Annotated in this window: 15 protein-coding genes; 10 read left to right on the top strand and 5 right to left on the bottom strand. The window is 75.2% G+C overall.

Features of this window, described 5'->3' with window-relative positions; translation table 11 throughout:
- Positions 1 to 13 precede the first annotated feature (13 nt).
- Together ACZ3J7_RS21385 and ACZ3J7_RS21380 are read left to right on the top strand one after the other, a co-directional pair.
- The gene (locus ACZ3J7_RS21385; protein WP_465623353.1) at positions 14 to 778 is read left to right on the top strand and encodes a bestrophin-like domain; all 765 of its coding nucleotides are present in this window, start codon (positions 14 to 16) and stop codon (positions 776 to 778) included.
- A 259-nt stretch (positions 779 to 1,037) separates the two neighbouring features.
- The gene (locus ACZ3J7_RS21380; RefSeq protein ID WP_465623350.1) at positions 1,038 to 1,634 is read left to right on the top strand and encodes a CYTH domain-containing protein; all 597 of its coding nucleotides are present in this window, start codon (positions 1,038 to 1,040) and stop codon (positions 1,632 to 1,634) included.
- Between the two features lie 25 nt (positions 1,635 to 1,659).
- Here ACZ3J7_RS21380 and ACZ3J7_RS21375 read toward each other — a convergent pair whose 3' ends face one another.
- Positions 1,660 to 2,409, bottom strand: a complete 750-nt coding sequence (locus ACZ3J7_RS21375) for an alpha/beta hydrolase (RefSeq protein ID WP_465623347.1) — start codon at positions 2,407 to 2,409, stop codon at positions 1,660 to 1,662.
- 218 nt (positions 2,410 to 2,627) lie between these two features.
- Here ACZ3J7_RS21375 and ACZ3J7_RS21370 point away from each other — a divergent pair, with 218 nt between their 5' ends.
- Genes ACZ3J7_RS21370 through ACZ3J7_RS21360 form a run of 3 tightly spaced genes read left to right on the top strand, consistent with a single transcriptional unit; the run spans position 2,628 to position 5,278 of the window.
- Positions 2,628 to 3,080: a MarR family winged helix-turn-helix transcriptional regulator gene (locus ACZ3J7_RS21370; RefSeq protein ID WP_465623343.1), complete on the top strand. Its 453-nt coding sequence runs from the start codon at positions 2,628 to 2,630 to the stop codon at positions 3,078 to 3,080.
- A 40-nt stretch (positions 3,081 to 3,120) separates the two neighbouring features.
- Positions 3,121 to 4,548 carry an MFS transporter gene (locus ACZ3J7_RS21365; protein ID WP_465623341.1) on the top strand — a complete coding sequence of 476 codons (1,428 nt, stop codon included), beginning with the start codon at positions 3,121 to 3,123 and terminating at the stop codon, positions 4,546 to 4,548.
- 7 nt (positions 4,549 to 4,555) lie between these two features.
- Positions 4,556 to 5,278, top strand: a complete 723-nt coding sequence (locus ACZ3J7_RS21360; RefSeq protein ID WP_465623338.1) for a GNAT family N-acetyltransferase — start codon at positions 4,556 to 4,558, stop codon at positions 5,276 to 5,278.
- Positions 5,279 to 5,876: 598 nt separating this feature from the next.
- On the opposite strand, the gene ACZ3J7_RS21355 is transcribed toward ACZ3J7_RS21360, so the two are convergent.
- Both ACZ3J7_RS21355 and ACZ3J7_RS21350 read right to left on the bottom strand, forming a co-directional pair.
- A complete protein-coding gene (locus tag ACZ3J7_RS21355) occupies positions 5,877 to 6,452 on the bottom strand; it encodes a DUF4240 domain-containing protein (RefSeq protein ID WP_465623335.1) in 576 nt (191 codons plus the stop codon).
- A 135-nt stretch (positions 6,453 to 6,587) separates the two neighbouring features.
- Entirely contained in the window at positions 6,588 to 7,220 is a 633-nt protein-coding gene (locus ACZ3J7_RS21350; protein WP_465623332.1) for a TOPRIM nucleotidyl transferase/hydrolase domain-containing protein, read from the bottom strand.
- Between the two features lie 108 nt (positions 7,221 to 7,328).
- Here ACZ3J7_RS21350 and ACZ3J7_RS21345 point away from each other — a divergent pair, with 108 nt between their 5' ends.
- Entirely contained in the window at positions 7,329 to 8,015 is a 687-nt protein-coding gene (locus ACZ3J7_RS21345) for an HAD family hydrolase (protein WP_465623329.1), read from the top strand.
- 33 nt (positions 8,016 to 8,048) lie between these two features.
- A complete protein-coding gene (locus ACZ3J7_RS21340) occupies positions 8,049 to 8,981 on the top strand; it encodes a GNAT family N-acetyltransferase (protein WP_465623326.1) in 933 nt (310 codons plus the stop codon).
- Positions 8,982 to 9,042: 61 nt separating this feature from the next.
- Here the strand turns inward: ACZ3J7_RS21340 and ACZ3J7_RS21335 are convergent, their stop codons facing one another.
- Positions 9,043 to 10,059 (bottom strand): 2-dehydropantoate 2-reductase, encoded by a 1,017-nt coding sequence (locus ACZ3J7_RS21335; protein ID WP_465623324.1) that lies wholly within the window; start codon positions 10,057 to 10,059, stop codon positions 9,043 to 9,045.
- 90 nt (positions 10,060 to 10,149) lie between these two features.
- Positions 10,150 to 11,265: a PP2C family protein-serine/threonine phosphatase gene (locus tag ACZ3J7_RS21330; protein ID WP_465623322.1), complete on the bottom strand. Its 1,116-nt coding sequence runs from the start codon at positions 11,263 to 11,265 to the stop codon at positions 10,150 to 10,152.
- Positions 11,266 to 11,544: 279 nt separating this feature from the next.
- On the opposite strand from ACZ3J7_RS21330, the gene ACZ3J7_RS21325 reads away from it, so the two are divergent.
- The 3 genes from ACZ3J7_RS21325 (at position 11,545) to ACZ3J7_RS21315 (ending at position 14,925) form a co-directional block, all read left to right on the top strand.
- On the top strand, positions 11,545 to 13,077 hold the full coding sequence (locus tag ACZ3J7_RS21325; protein ID WP_465623320.1) for an APC family permease: 1,533 nt from the start codon (positions 11,545 to 11,547) through the stop codon (positions 13,075 to 13,077).
- Positions 13,074 to 13,448, top strand: coding sequence for a cupin domain-containing protein (locus tag ACZ3J7_RS21320; protein ID WP_465623317.1), 375 nt, complete (start codon positions 13,074 to 13,076; stop codon positions 13,446 to 13,448). The genes ACZ3J7_RS21325 and ACZ3J7_RS21320 overlap by 4 nt, the downstream gene beginning before the upstream one ends.
- An 85-nt stretch (positions 13,449 to 13,533) precedes the next feature.
- Entirely contained in the window at positions 13,534 to 14,925 is a 1,392-nt protein-coding gene (locus ACZ3J7_RS21315; protein WP_465623315.1) for an NAD(P)/FAD-dependent oxidoreductase, read from the top strand.
- The last annotated feature ends 131 nt before the right edge of the window (positions 14,926 to 15,056 follow it).

Below are 15,056 nucleotides of genomic sequence, written 5' to 3'. Positions count from 1 at the left end.
GAGAGGATCCGCCATGTCCGAATGGCTGGCACTAGCCCTCGCGATGGTCGGGGCGTGCCTGGTCGTCGTCGCGGTCGTGCTGGTGAGGCACCGCAAGGCAGACGAGGACGAGGACACCTCGGAGACGCCCGACGTCATCGAGTACATCACCATGATGATCGGTGTGGTCTACGCGATCGTGCTGGGCCTGGCGATCGCCGGTGTCTGGGAGTCCCGTTCCGCCGCGCAGGACGACGTGCAGGCCGAGGCCCAGGCGCTGTACGAGGTCGGCTCGCGTGCCGAGGTGTTCCCCGCCGACTACCGCGCCGTGGTCGAGAAGGACATCGACGCGTACGTCTCGTTCGTGGTGAACACCGAGTGGCACTACATGCGCACCGACGGCGGGATCAGCCCCGAGGGCACCGAGCTGCTCGGCAGGCTGCGCACCGACGTCGCCTCGCGGGCCCCGCAGAACGACATCGAGGCCCAGGCCTACCAGGCGATGATGGACAAGATCGCGGCCGCCGACGAGGCCCGCAACTCCCGTGGCGGCAACGTCGGTCCGACCATGCCCGGAGTGGTCTGGTTCGGTCTCGGCATCGGCGCGGTGGTCACCATCGGCATGATGTTCGCCCTCCAGATCCGCCGCACCCGGCGCGAACTGGTCCTGGCCGGCACGTTCAGTGCGCTGATCGGGTTCCTGCTCTTCCTGATCTGGGACTTCGACGACCCGTTCGGGCGCGGCATGTCGGTCACCACCGAACCGTTCCTCAACCTGTTCCCCTTCCTCGGCGACTGACCGGAGGAACCGGCGGAGCGTCGACCCCCCGTCCCGCGGACGGAACCGACCGGACGGAACCGACCGGACGGAACCGACCGGACGGAACATTCGGCGGCACGCCCCGTGCGGAAGCGGTTCGCGCACTACGCTGGGAGCAGCCGTCCGCGGCACCGACGGGGGTTCCGGTGCGGGCGGCCGACGGGGAGCCCGCGAGCCGCCACCCCGGGCGGCGCCGCGGGCACGACGGGGGAAGAACGGCACGGAGGGGAAGCACGGCATGCAGCACGGCATGGGGGAGCACACCAGGAAGGACGCCCGCCGGGGGGCCGCGACCGACCTGACGGAGGGGCGGTACGCGCGGGTCGAACGGGAGCGTCGCTTCCTGCTCGCCCGGGTGCCCGCACCCGGCGCCGTCACCGTCGCCCGCCGGATCACCGACCGCTACGTGGAGGGCACCCGGCTGCGGCTGCGCCGGGTCGAACGGCTCGACACCGGCGAGTGCACGTACAAGCTCACCCAGAAGGTGCCCGCCCCGCCGGGCACCCCCGCCGCGACCCAGGGCCTGGTCACCAACCTCTACCTCTCCGAGCAGGAGTACACCCGCCTGCTCGCCGCCCTGCCCGGCCCCGAACTCACCAAGACCCGCCTCAGCGTCCCCCCGCTCGGGGTGGACGTCTTCGAGGGCCCGCTGCACGGACTGGTGCTGGCCGAAGCCGAGTTCGAGACCGCGGAGGACGCAGAAACGTTCGTTCCGCCGCCCGGCTACGTCGCGGAGCTCACCGACGACCGGCACTTCACCGGCGGACACCTGGTGCGCACGGCGCGCGAGGCGCTCCGCGACGACCTGGCGGGGTACGGGGTGGCGCTGCCCTGAGGGCGGGCAGCGCCTGCGGACCGCGCTACTTCAGGTGCCGCCGGAAGAAGCCGGCCGCCGCCTCGCCCGCGTGGGCCGGGACGCCGGTGTGGCCGCCCGTGTTGGCGTGCAGGGACTTCTCCGGAGAGGCGAAGGCGTCGAACAGGTCGAGCGAGGCCTGCCGGTCGTTGCCCTCGTCGTCCCACTGGAGCAGGACGTGCAGCGGGACGGTGACCCGGCGGGCCTCCTCGAAGGTGCTGCGCGGGATCAGGCTGCCCGCGAAGAGGACGGCGGCCGCGAGGCGGGGCTCGACGGCGGCGAGGCGGACGCCGACGGCGATCACGCCGCCCGAGTAGCCGACCGGACCGGTGAGTTCGGGCAGGGCGAGCAGCGCGTCGAGCGCGGCGCGCAGCTCCGGGACGGCCCGGTCGACGAGCGGGAGGACGAGGGCGTCGACGGTCTCCGGGCCGACCTCCTCGCCGGCCGCCATGGCGCGGCGCAGTTCGGCGCGGGCCCGGTCGAGCTCGGGGAGGCCGGGCCGGTCGCCGCTGCCGGGGAGTTCGAGGGCGGCCGAGGCGAAGCCGTCCGCGGCGGCGTGCCGGGCCCGGTCGAGCAGCCGGGGGTGCATCCGGCGCAGCCCGAGCGGGGGGTGGCCGAGCAGGATCAGCGGGGCCGGCCGGTCGGCGCTCGCGGTCGCGGGCGTCCACAGGACGCCGGGGACGCCGTCGAGGCTGAACTCGCGCTCGCGGACGGCGGTGCCGGCGGAGGCGTCGGAAGTGTCGGAGGTGAAGTGCACGGTGGTGCCTTTCGGGAGTGCTGCTGAACGGCGCTCCCGGACGCGCCTACCGTCCGACCGTGGCCTCGGAGGGGAGCACCCACGTCGATACTGCGTCCACGGGTACCACCTCCTCGTTCTCTCGCACGGCCACGCAGAACGTAGCAGGGCGGGGCGCGGCCCGCCAAAACCTACAGGGAAACTGTACATCCGGCGGGCGGAAACCTAGGCTGGACCGCATGAGCGACGACTCCGAGCCCGCGCCGTCCGCCCTGCGGGCCTCGCAGCAGGTCCGGTCGGTGATCGGCAAGCTGCGCCGCCGGCTCCGGGCCGCGGCCGGGACAGGGGACTTCACCCTCACCCAGGCGTCCACCGTCGGGCGGCTGCTCGACAACGGCGGGCAGGGCCTGACCACCAGCGACCTCGCCGTCGCCGAGGGGATGCGCCACCAGTCGATGGCCACCACCATCGCCGCCCTGGCCGCCCAGGGCCTGGTCGAGCGCAGCCGGGACCCCGAGGACGGGCGCCGGGTGCTGATCGGCCTCACCGAGGAGGGACGGCGGCGCGGCGAGGAGGGCCGCCGGGCCCGGGGCGAGTGGCTGGCCGCCGAACTGCAGCGCAAGTGCACCGAGGAGGAGCGGCAGACCGTGATCGCGGCGATGGCCGTCCTCGAACGGCTCGTCCAGGACTGAGAGCCCGACCACCGACCCCCCACCGAGCGACGGAAGCGCCATGACCGACCGCACGACCACCGCCCCGACCGGCGCCCGGCGGGCCGAACGGCCCTCGCTGGACCGCCGGTTGGTGCCCCCGATGGTGCTCGGCTCCGTCCTGAACCCGATCAACTCGACGATCATCGCCGTCGCGCTCGTCCCGATCGGCACCGCCCTCGGCGCCTCGCCCGCGCAGACCGCCTGGCTGGTCTCCGCGCTCTACCTGGCCACCGCGCTCGGACAGCCCGTGGTCGGCCGGCTGATCGACCTGTACGGGCCGCGCCGGCTGTTCCTGGCGAGCACCTCGCTGGTCGGCGTGGCCGGCGTGGTCGGCACCCTCGCGCCGAACCTCGGGACGCTGATCGCCGCCCGGGTCGTCCTCGGCCTCGGCACCTGCGCCGGCTACCCCGCCGCGATGGCCCTGCTGCGCGCCGAAGCCCGGCGCACCGGGCAGGAGAGCCCCGCCGGGGTGCTCACCCTGCTCGCCGTCGCCAACCAGACCGTCGCCGTGGTCGGCCCGCTGCTCGGCGGGCTGCTCACCGGCCTCGGCGGCTGGCGCAGCACCTTCGCGCTGAACGTCCCGCTGTCGCTGCTCGCCGTCACCCTCGGCGCGCGGCGCCTGCCCCGGCCGGAACCGAAGCGGGAAGCGGGGCCCGGCGAGGACGGCGGCCCCGGGCCGCTGCGCCGGATCGACCTGCCCGGGATGGCGCTGTTCGCCGCCCTGCTGCTCTCGCTGCTGCTGTTCCTGATGCACCCGCACGCCGACCGCTGGTACCTGCCGCTGCTCACCCTGGCCGCCGCCGTCGCCTTCACCCGCCGCGAACGCCGCACCGCGCAGCCCTTCATCGACGTCCGGGTGCTCGGCGGCAACACCCCGCTGCTGCTGACCTACGCCCGCGCGCTCGCCGCGTACGTCGTCGCCTACGCCTTCCTGTACGGCTTCGCCCAGTGGACCGAGGAGGGCTTCGGCCTGACCCCGCTGCAGGCCGGGCTCGTGCAGGCGCCGACCTTCCTGGTCGGCATCGGCGTCTCGGTGCTGGCCGGGCGGCGCGGCGGCGTCCGGACCACCCTGCTGGTCGGCGCGGCCGGCCAGATCGCCGCCTGCCTGCTGATGCTCGCGCTCGGCGCGCACAGCCCGCTGTGGGCCCTGGTGGCGCTGGCCCTGGTGTTCGGGATCCCGCAGGGCGCCAACGGGCTGGCCCTGCAGAACTCCGTCTTCCGGCAGTCCGACCCGGCCCGCACCGGCTCCTCCGCCGGGCTGCTGCGCACCTCCGCCTACCTCGGCTCGATGGTCGCCGCCGCCGCGACCGCCGCCGCGTACGGCCCGCACGCGGGCACCGCCGGCATGCACCGACTGGCCTGGACGATGCTCGCCGCAGCCGTCCTGTTCCTGCTGCTCACCACCTTCGACCGGTCGCTGCGCGCGCTCCCGGCCGCGGCCGGCTGAGGTGCCGGTGCCGACGCCCCGGACGGTGCCCGAACTCGCCGCCGCGCGCGGCTACCGGCTGCGCGGCTGGACCGCGCGGGACACCGGCCTGCTCCGGGAGGCCGCCACCGACCCGTACATCCCGCTGACCAGCACCGTCCCGTCGCCGTACAGCGACGCCGCCGCCGCCGACTACCTGGCCCGCCAGTGGCGCCGGACCGCGATCGGGGCGGGCTACCCGTTCGTGATCGTCGACCCGGCCGGACGGGCGGTCGGCGGCCTCGGCCTCTGGACGGGCGAGGTGCCGCTGCGCGGCTGGGCGACTGTCGGCTACTGGGTGGCCCCCGCCCACCGCCGGCGCGGCGCGGCCGGAGCGGCGCTGACCGCCGCGGCCGACTGGGCGTTCGGCCCGCTCGCGCTGCCCCGGCTGGAGCTGTACGTCGAACCGGGCAACACCGGATCGATCCGCACCGCCGAACGGGCCGGCTTCCGGCGCACCGGCCCGCGGCCCGTCCACCGGCCGGTGGACGGGCGGCCGCGCGAGGTGTGGCACTACGCCCGGGAGGGGCCCCGGGGGCGTCAGAGCACGACGGGTGAGGCGAAGCCCAGGTGGCCGGCGCCCGCCCGGGTCACCGCCAGCCAGCCGTGGCCGCGCACCGGCGTGTCCGGCCCGAGCAGGGACGGGTCGACGGACAGGCCGCGCGCGGCCGCCGAGACGTCGCGCTCCTCGGAGGCGTTCGGCTCCGGGTAGGCGTCCTCGTAGTCCTCCTCGTCCTCGAAGTCGGCCACCGTCAGGACCGCCTCCCACGGCATCGGCTCGCCCTCCCACTCCCGCTCGCCGTTGCGCCAGTACGAGCGCACCACCGCGCCCCGCTCGGCGGCCAGCCAGATCACCGAGTCGGCGAACGGGTCCTCGTAGAACAGCTGCGCCCGGCCGCAGGCCGCGCTCAGCGTCTCCGCCACCGTCGACGGCCACCAGGTGCAGCGGCCGATCGGCGACTCCGCGTAGACCAGCCGCCAGCCCGCGTACTCCGGCGTCACGAAGACCCGGTGCACCGCCGCGCCGTCCTCGTACCGGGTGTCGTCGACCTGGGCGGCCTCGCCGCCGCGCACCGTCACCGGGATCCGGTCGTGCAGCCCCAGCGCGTCGAACGCCGCCAGGTAGGTCTCCCCGGGCACCGCCAGCCACCAGGCGGCCGCCAGCGGACGCGGCCGCTCCGCCGCGAACGCGGCCCGGGCCGCCGCCGTCAGCTCCGCCCGGTCGGCGCCGGGACCGGCCCCGGCCAGCAGCACGTCCACCAGCGCCGCCAGCTCCTCGGGCGCGGGCACGGCGTCCGCCTCGTACGCGTTCACGGGCTCTCCTCCAGGACGCGGAGCCGGGCCAGCCGGGGCAGGCGCCGGGACAGCTCGTCGTGATCGTCGAAGTCGACGTTCCAGGCCGGGTCCGACTCCGGCAGCCGGCAGGAGCCGAACTCGGCCGACAGCTCGGCGCCGGTCGCCGCCAGGTGGGCGTACCAGGCGATGCCGAGGACGTCCTCGCACTCGAGGAACCCGCCGTCCGCGACGGCCGCCCGGACGGCGGGCAGCTCGGCCAGCAGGTCCGGATCGGCGACCACCCGCTCGAACACCTCCCGGCCCTGGGCGATCAGCCAGCCCCGGAAGTAGTCGAACCCGTCGTCCGAACACCCGTCGTTGACCAGGTACGCGGCCGCCCACAGCGGGGCCCGGTACGAGTCCCGCACCAGCCGGGACAGGGCCTCGTCCATCGCGACGATCTCGGCCGGCGGCCGGGCCGCCAGCAGCGCGACCGCCCGGGCGGCGACCGCCTCGGCCTCGTCGGCGGGAGCGTCGTCGGCGGGCGTGCCGGAACCCGGGCCCGGACGGCGGGCCTCCTCGATCAGCGCCCAGAACGCGTCGGTGTCCATGACGGGTCATCATGCCGCCCGCCACCGACACCGCTCGGCGCGGGCCCGCTTGTGAGTGCGAGCACCGGCAGGTTCCGCAGCCGCGCGGTAGCGGCGGTCGTGCCCGGGTGACCGGCGACCGGGAGGCCCCGGCTCCTACAGGTGCCGGAAGAACGCGTCGAGCGGCGCCGGGAGGCGGTCCGGTTCGAGGGCCTCGGCGAGCAGCCGCCCGTAGCGGATCTTGCGGCCCGCCCGGGTGCCGAGGAAGCGGCGCAGCCGCCGCTCCGGCGGGCGGTCCCGCTGGGCGGGCTGGCGGACGAAGGTGCGCCAGGCCGGGAGGTCGCCCCCGGCGGCGAGCACCTCCTCGACCCGGGGCAGGCCCAGGGCCCGGACCAGCTCGTCCTCCAGGTCCGCCGCGCAGACGAAGAACGCCTCCCCGCCCGCCCCGGCCCGGTCGAACCCGCGCCGGTAGAACCCCTGCTCGTGCTCGTCGCACAGCCCGGTCAGCCGCACCCCCAGTCCGGCCGGCCCGAGCAGCGCGGCGAACCGGCCGACGCTCATCGCCCCGCCCATCGGCAGCACGCACACCCCCTCCGCCGCCAGGTCCCGCCCCAGCCGGGCCGCCAGCGCCTCGACGGCCGCCAGGTCACTCGGCCCCTCCACCAGCACCGCCGTCCGCACCCCCGCCGCTTCCACGCCCGCCGCCGTGAGCTCCGCCGCCGCGAGCACCGCCGAACCGCCCGCCACCCGCCCGACCACCGCGTCCCGGAACGCCCGCATGTCCGCCATGCCCCGATCCTGCCCCCGGCGCACCGCCCGGGGCACCGGCTTTTCCGGTGCGGGGCCGACGCCGCAAACCCGGTGGGAGCGGCGGGCGGTGGCGGCTAGGCTGCCGGGATGACCCCTGTGAGCAGCGCGCCGGACCCCGTCGCCCTGGTGATATTCGACTGCGACGGCGTCCTGGTCGACAGCGAGCGGATCGCCGTGCGCGTGCAGGTCGAGACCGGGGCGGAGCTCGGCTGGCCGCTCGACGCCGCCGAGGTGGTGGACCGGTTCATCGGCCGCACCCACGCCGCGATCCGGCAGCAGGTCGACGACCGGCTGGGAGCGGCGGCCGCCGCCGAGTGGGAGCGCCGCTTCGAGCGCCGGCACCGCGAGCTGGTGGACGCCGAACTCACCGCCGTGGACGGCATCGTGGAGGCGCTCGACGGGCTGGACGCGCGCGGGCTGCCGTACTGCGTGGCCTCCAGCGGCAGCCACGACAAGATGCGGCACACCCTCGGCCGCACCGGGCTGTACGAGCGCTTCGCCGGACGGATCTTCAGCGCCACCGAGGTCGCCCGCGGCAAGCCCTTCCCGGACGTCTTCCTGCACGCCGCCGCCCGGACGGGACACCGCCCAGGGGCGTGCGCCGTCGTCGAGGACAGCCCCGCCGGGCTCCGGGCCGCCCGCGCCGCCGGCATGCGCCGCCTCGGCTACACCGCCGGACCGACCGGAGCCGCCCTCGCCGCCGGGGAGTTCGCGGCCCAGCCCGACACCGTGCTGTTCGCGGACATGCGGCAGCTCCCCGCGCTGCTGGGCTGACCACGGCGCCACCCCGTCAGGAAGGAACCGCCCATGGCCCGGATCCGGCTGCCCGCCGGCTACACCGCCCGGCCGCTCGACCCGGCCGCCGACCTGCCCGACCTGCTCGACCTGCTGACCGCCTGCGAGCGCCACCTGCACGGCCCGGCGGCGCCGGAGACGGACCCGGGCGAACTCGCCGCCGTCCTGGCCCGGCCCGGCTTCGACCCGGCCCTCGACACGGTCCTGGTGCACGGCCCGGACGGGCGGCTCGCCGCCTGGGCGTGGAGCGAGCGGCGCTGCGAGTGCCGGGTCCACCCCGCGCACCGGGGCCGCCGGCTCGGCACCGGTCTGCTGGGCTGGATCGAGGACCGGGCCGTCGAACAGGGCGTCGCCACCGTGGTCCAGGTCGTCGCCGACCTGGACGCCGCCGGAGTCGCCATGCTGCGCACGTACGGCTACCGGCCGAAGGGCGCCAGCTGGCTGCTCGGGATCCCGCTCGACGACCTGCCCGAACCGCCGCCCCCGCCCGGCGGGATCACCATCCGCCCGTTCCGGGGCGGCGACCCGCACGACGAGCGGCAGGCGCACCGGGTGGTCGAGGACGCGTTCGCGGACTGGAAGGCGCGCCGGCTGTCCTTCGAGGAGTGGGCCGAACACGCCGTCCACCGCGAGACCTTCGCCCCCGAGCGCTCCCCGCTCGCCGTCGCGGACACCGACGGCCGGGTGGTCGGCGTCGCCCTCGCGCTCGACCAGCCCGGCAGCACCGACGGCTACGTCGAGAGCCTCGCCGTCGACCGCGGGCACCGCAACCGCGGCATCGCCCGCCTCCTGCTCCAGCACACCTTCCGGTCCTGCCGGGACGCCGGGCTGAGCCACTGCACGCTGTGGACGCACTCCGGCACCGGCGCGCTCGACCTCTACCTGAAGGTCGGCATGACGGTCCGCTACGCCTCCGTCGTCCTGGAGAAGACCCTGCCGCAGTGAGCGGGCGACCGCCCCGCCTGCCCCGTCCGCCCGGTCCGACCCCTCCGCGCGGTGCGGCGGTTCAGGGGAGGGCCGCCAGCAGGTCGGGGCCGGACCAGGCGGGCGGGGCGGCCGCCCGCTCGGCCTGGTGGACGAGCTCGCACAGGCGGCGGTTGGCGGGGGCGGGCAGCTGGTGGCGGTCGGCGAGGGCGACCACCTCGCCCTGCAGCTCGTCGACCTCGGTGGGGCGGGAGCGCTGCAGGTCCTCCCACATCGAGGAGCGGGCCCGGGCGTCGACCCGCAGGCTCGCCGCCGCGACCCGGCGGAACACCGGGTCGGGCAGGCCCAGGACGGACGGCATCCAGGCGGGCGGCACCGGCGTCAGCCGGGCCGGGGCCAGGCCCGCCGCCGCGAACACCGCCAGCGCCTCGCGCTGGCAGCGGGCCAGCACCAGCCGGTACGGGCGGCTGCCGAGCTGTTCGCGCAGCGGCAGGCCGGAGAGCGCGTTGACGGCGTTGTTGAGGTTCATCAGCAGCTTCGCGGCCTGCACCCGCGGCATGTCCGTCCGCAGTCCGACCGGCAGCCCGGCCGCGGCCGCCGCCCGCGCCAACCGCACCGCGGCGGGGGCCCGTTCGAGCAGCAGTTCGCCCGAGGTGCCCTGGTGGAAGGAGGCCGGGCCGGTGCGCACCACGTTGTACGGCACCATCCCGGCCAGCACCGTCCGCCCGGGCAGCGCCTCGCGCAGCGTCCGCGCGTTGTGCAGGCCGTTCTGGAAGCTGACCACGGTGCTGCGCCCGTCCAGGTGCGGGGCGAGCAGCCGGGCGGCCCCGGCGGTGTCCGCGGACTTCACGGTGACCAGGACGTAGTCGGCGCCCGCCGCGGCGGAGGCGTCGACGGCGGTGCGCGGCCGGGCGTGCAGACGGCGGTCGCCCGGCCCGGTCAGGGTCAGGCCCGCCCGGTCGAGCTCGGCCATCGGGGCGGCCCGCCCGATCAGCGTCACGTCGGCGCCGGCGGCCAGCGCCCCGCCCAGCCGGCAGCCGACGCTGCCCGCCCCGAACACGGCGATCCGCAGCGGCAGCTGCGCAGGGTTCCCGGACACCGGCGGCTCCTTCGACAACGGCGTCAACGACACGGCCCCGAGGGTACCGCCCACCGGTGGATCCGCCGCCGGCCGGACGGCGGGCAGGGGTCAGGCCCGTTCGGGGGCCGGCAGCCGGGCGGCGAGCAGGGCGGCCACGTCGTCGTCGGCGGGGCCGCCCGCGTAGCGGCGCAGGTCGCGGCGGAGGCCCTCCAGCAGCCGGAGGTCCGGTTCGGCGGACCAGCGGGCGAGCCGTTCGGTCAGGGGGTAGAACTCGCCGCGCCGGTCCCTGGTCTCGCTGACGCCGTCGGTGTACAGCAGCACCCGGTCGCCGGGCCCGAACGGGACGGTCTGCGGACGGTAGTCGCTGGCCACCAGGGCCGACAGGTTCAGCGGCGGCAGCGGCACCTCCGGCTCGACCGGCCGGACCGAGCCGTCCGCCCCGAGCAGCACCGGCGGCGGGTGGCCGCAGTTCAGCAGACGCGCCTGCGTGCCGCCGTCGGGGACCTCCAGCAGGACGGCGGTGGCGAAGCGCTCGGCGGCGTCCGGCGAGGATGCCCGCTCGGCGTACCGCTGGAGGCCGACCTCCAGCCGGGCGGCCAGCGCGGCCAGGTCCGGGGCGTCGTACGCGGCCTCCCGGAACGAGCCGAGCAGCGCGGCCGCCAGCTCGACGGCGGGCAGGCCCTTGCCCTGCACGTCGCCCAGGATGATCCGCACCCCGAACGGGGTGCGCACCGCCTCGTACAGGTCGCCGCCGATCTGGGCCTGTTCGGCGGCCGCGTTGTAGTACAGCGCCAGGCCGACGTCGCCGATCCGGTCCGGCAGCGGGCGCAGCACCACCTGCTGCGCGGTGCGGGCCACCGAGCGGACCAGCGCCAGGTCGCGCTCGCGGCGCACCCGCATGCCGGAGGTGTACGAGGCGGCCAGCGTGACGGTCACGGTGGCGGCGATCACCGAGGCGCCCGACGCGCCGACCGCGCCGTCCCGGACCACCGCGAGCACCACTTCGGTGACCACCGCGAGCGCGCCGATCACCAGGGTCCCGAACGAGCCCCAGGTCGCCGCCGCGAGGGCGGGCGCGGCGGCCACGAAGCGGTCGTAGCGCTGCCCGGCCGGGGTCTCGGCGTCCGCCGCCGCGGACAGGGCGATCAGCAGGAAGGGCGACAGCCGGACGACCCGGTTGAGCAGGCGCCGGGGGGAGTCGGAGGTGTCGGTGATGGTGGGCATGACCCGGTGAAGGCTACCGGGGCCGCCCGCCCGCGTGTGGGAGGCGCGGGCGTTCGCACGGCAGCTGACCTGGCGCGATGCCGGGTGCCCGGAACCCGGGGGAGGGCAGCCACTCTGTCAGAGGTGCAACAAGAGATCTGACAGATTGAATGATTGTCCTAGGTCAACGGGGCGGCGAGACTCGTGCCTTCAGATCCGAGCCGAGACCCGATTGCCTAGGTGAAAATGACCGCCATCCCCGCGGCCCCGCCCGAAACCCGGTGGGCGACGCCCAAGCGCGTGAGCCTGGTCCCCCTGGTGGCCCTGATCTTCTTCAGCGTCTCCGGCGGCGCCTACGGGATCGAGCCGCTGTTCTCGACCTCCGGCCCCGGCATGGGCATCCTGCTGATCCTGGTCGCGCCGCTGATCTACAGCGTGCCGCACGCCCTGGTCTGCGCCGAACTCGGCACCGCCATCCCCGTCGAGGGCGGTTACTACCACTGGGTCAAGCGCGGCCTCGGCCGGTTCTGGGCCTTCCAGCAGGGCCTGCTGCAGTGGGTGTGCAGCTTCGTCGACATGGCGCTGTACCCGGTGATGTTCACCTCGTACCTGTCCAGCCTGATCAGCGCGGTGGCCCCCGGCAAGCACGTGCTGTTCGAACTCGCCGGCGTCCAGGTCGACCTGAACTGGGTGATCTGCGTCGGCGTCATCGTGGTCTTCACGCTGCTGAACCTGATGGGCGCGGGCTGGGTCGGCGACTCCTCGGTGGCGTTCGCGGTCATCTGCCTGACCCCGATGCTGATCCTCACCGCCATCGGCTGCTACCAGCTGGTCACCGAGGGCACCAACCCGATCTCCTCGATGACCGCCGAACAGGGCCAGTCCACCTGGAACGCCTTCGGCTCCGGCCTGTTCATCGTGATGTGGAACTACTCCGGCTGGGACTCGGTCTCCACCGTGGCCGGCGAGATGGAGAACCCGCGCAAGCACCTGCCCAAGGCGCTGCTCTGGTCCGTCCTGCTGATCATCGCCGGCTACCTGCTGCCCTCGCTCGCCTCGCTCGCGGTCGGCCCCGACGGCGAGAACGGCTGGAAGAAGTGGGAGGACGGCGCGCTCCCCGACATCGCGGGCGAACTGGCCGGACCCTGGCTGCAGTACGTCGTCACCATCGGCGGCCTGTTCGCCTCGGTCGCGATGTTCTCCGCGCTGCTCGCCTCCTACTCCCGGCTGCCCTCCTCGCTCTCGCACGACGGCTACCTGCCCAAGTGGGTCTCCAGGGAGAGCAAGCGCTACAAGATGCCGGTCGCCTCGATCGTCGGCTCCTCGGTCGTCTACGCGCTGTTCTGCTTCTCCAGCTTCCAGAGCCTGGTGATCTACGACGTCTTCCTCACCAACATCGGCATCCTGCTGGAGGTCGCCGCGCTGATCGCGCTGCGGATCCGCGAACCCGAGCTGGAGCGGCCGTACCGGATCCCCGGCGGCTGGTGGAGCATCGGCCTGATCACCGTCAGCCTGACCGGCGTCAGCGTCTGGGCCGCCCTCCAGCAGTACAGCGAGGAGGGCACCAAGGCCGTCGTCTACTGCCTGGTCGTGGTCGGCGCCTCGCTGCTGCTCTACCCGCTGCTGGCCGCCCGCAAGGCCGCCCGGGCCTCCGCCGCCGCCGACCGGGCCGCGGCCGCCGACCGGACCGCCGCCGACGGCCGGGCCGCTGCCGACGGCCGGGACGCCGAGGCCGGGGAGACGTCGGCGTACGGGCTGTCAGGGTGGCGGCCGGACTCGGCACACAGTGACAAGGCCGTCAGCGGCACCGGACCGGATAGCGTCGAAGCATGATCGACAGCTTCGCCCTGCACGTCCCGGACGCCGAACTGGAGCCCGAGCCGCTCGACCCCGGGCAGGTCGTCTCCGGCACGCCCGAGGTCACCGGCAAGGTGGTCTGGGAGTCCGCCGACGGCCGCCAGATCCGCGGGATCTGGCAGATCACCCCCGGCACGGTCACCGACACCGAGGCCGACGAGATGTTCGTCGTGCTCAGCGGCCGGGCCACCGTCGCCTTCGAGGACGGGCCGGTCCTGGAGCTCGGCCCCGGCGACCTCGCCGTCCTGCGCGAGGGCGACCGCACCACCTGGACCGTCCACGAGACGCTCCGCAAGGTCTACACCGTCAACCTCGGCCCGGACGCGGCCGGGGACGAGGACCGGTAGCACCCCCCACCGAAGCACCCACCGGCCCGGCCGCCCCGCCCCGGGGAGGCCGGGCCGCACCCTCTCTAGGCAAGGAACCGAGAGCATGGACCCCGTACACGCACTGCGGGACGCCAAACCCACCCCGTTCTGGCTGGAGGACCCGGGCCGCCCGGACGCGAACTCCGCCCTCACCGGCGACGTCCGCTGCGACCTGCTGGTCGTCGGCGGCGGCTACAGCGGCCTGTGGACGGCCCTGATCGCCAAGGAGCGGGACCCCGGGCGCGACGTGGTCCTGATCGAGGCCGAGCAGACCGGCTGGGCCGCCTCCGGCCGCAACGGCGGCTTCTGCGCCGCCAGCCTCACCCACGGCCTCGGCAACGGCCTGGAGCGCTGGCCCGACGAGCTGGCCGCGCTCGAACAGCTCGGCGCCCGCAACCTGCGGGCCATCGAGGACGCGGTGACGACGTACGGGATCGACTGCGACTGGGAGCGCACCGGCGAACTCGACGTCGCCACCGAGCCGCACCAGGTCGAGGAGCTCGCCGAGTTCCACGAGACCGCCAAGCAGTACGGCGACTACGAACTGCTGGACGCCGACGCGGTCCGGGCCCAGGTCGACTCGCCGACCTACCTCGGCGCGCTCTGGGACAAGGACGGCGTGGCGATGCTCCACCCCGCCAAGCTCGCCTGGGGCCTCAAGCAGGCCTGTGAACGGCTCGGCGTCCGGGTCTTCGAGCACACCAAGGCCCTCGACATCGCCGAGTCCGGCTCCGGCATGGCCGTGCGCACGCCCTACGGCCGGGTGTTCGCCCGTCAGGTCGCCCTCGGCACCAACGTGTTCCCGTCGCTGGTCAAGCGGATCCGCCCGTACACCGTGCCGGTCTACGACTACGCGCTGATGACCGAGCCGCTCGGCGCCGAACAGCTCGCCGCGATCGGCTGGGGCAACCGGCAGGGCATCGGCGACAGCGCCAACCAGTTCCACTACTACCGGCTGTCCGCCGACAACCGGATCCTGTGGGGCGGCTACGACGCGATCTACCACTACGGGGCCAAGGTCCGCAGCGAGTACGACCAGCGGCCGCAGACCTACCGGACCCTCGCCCGGCACTTCTTCCAGACCTTCCCGCAGCTGGAGGGCCTGCGGTTCACCCACGCCTGGGGCGGCGCGATCGACACCTGCACCCGGTTCTCCGCCTTCTTCGACACCGCCCACCACGGCAAGGTCGCCCTCGCCGCCGGCTACACCGGCCTCGGCGTCGGCGCGACCCGGTTCGGCGCCGAGGTGATGCTCGACCTGCTGGCCGGCGAGCGCACCGAGCGCACCGCGCTGGAGATGGTCCGGCGCAAGCCGCTGCCCTTCCCGCCCGAGCCGGTCCGCTGGGCCGGCATCGGCCTCACCAAGTGGTCCCTGGACCGCGCCGACCGCAACGCCGGGCGCCGCAACCTCTGGCTCAAGACCATGGACAGACTCGGCCTCGGCTTCGACAGCTGACCCCGGCCCCGCCCCGACCACGGACGGGCGCCCCCCCCCCCCCCCCCCGCCCGCCCGCCCGGGGGGCCCCCCCGGGGGGGGGGGGGGGGGGGGGGGGGGGGGGGGGGGGGGGGCGGGGGGGGGGGGGGGCG

This window comes from Kitasatospora sp. NPDC015121 (assembly GCF_055562955.1).
Note: the sequence above shows the minus strand (reverse complement) of the source record. Positions and strands in the feature narration are given on the sequence as shown.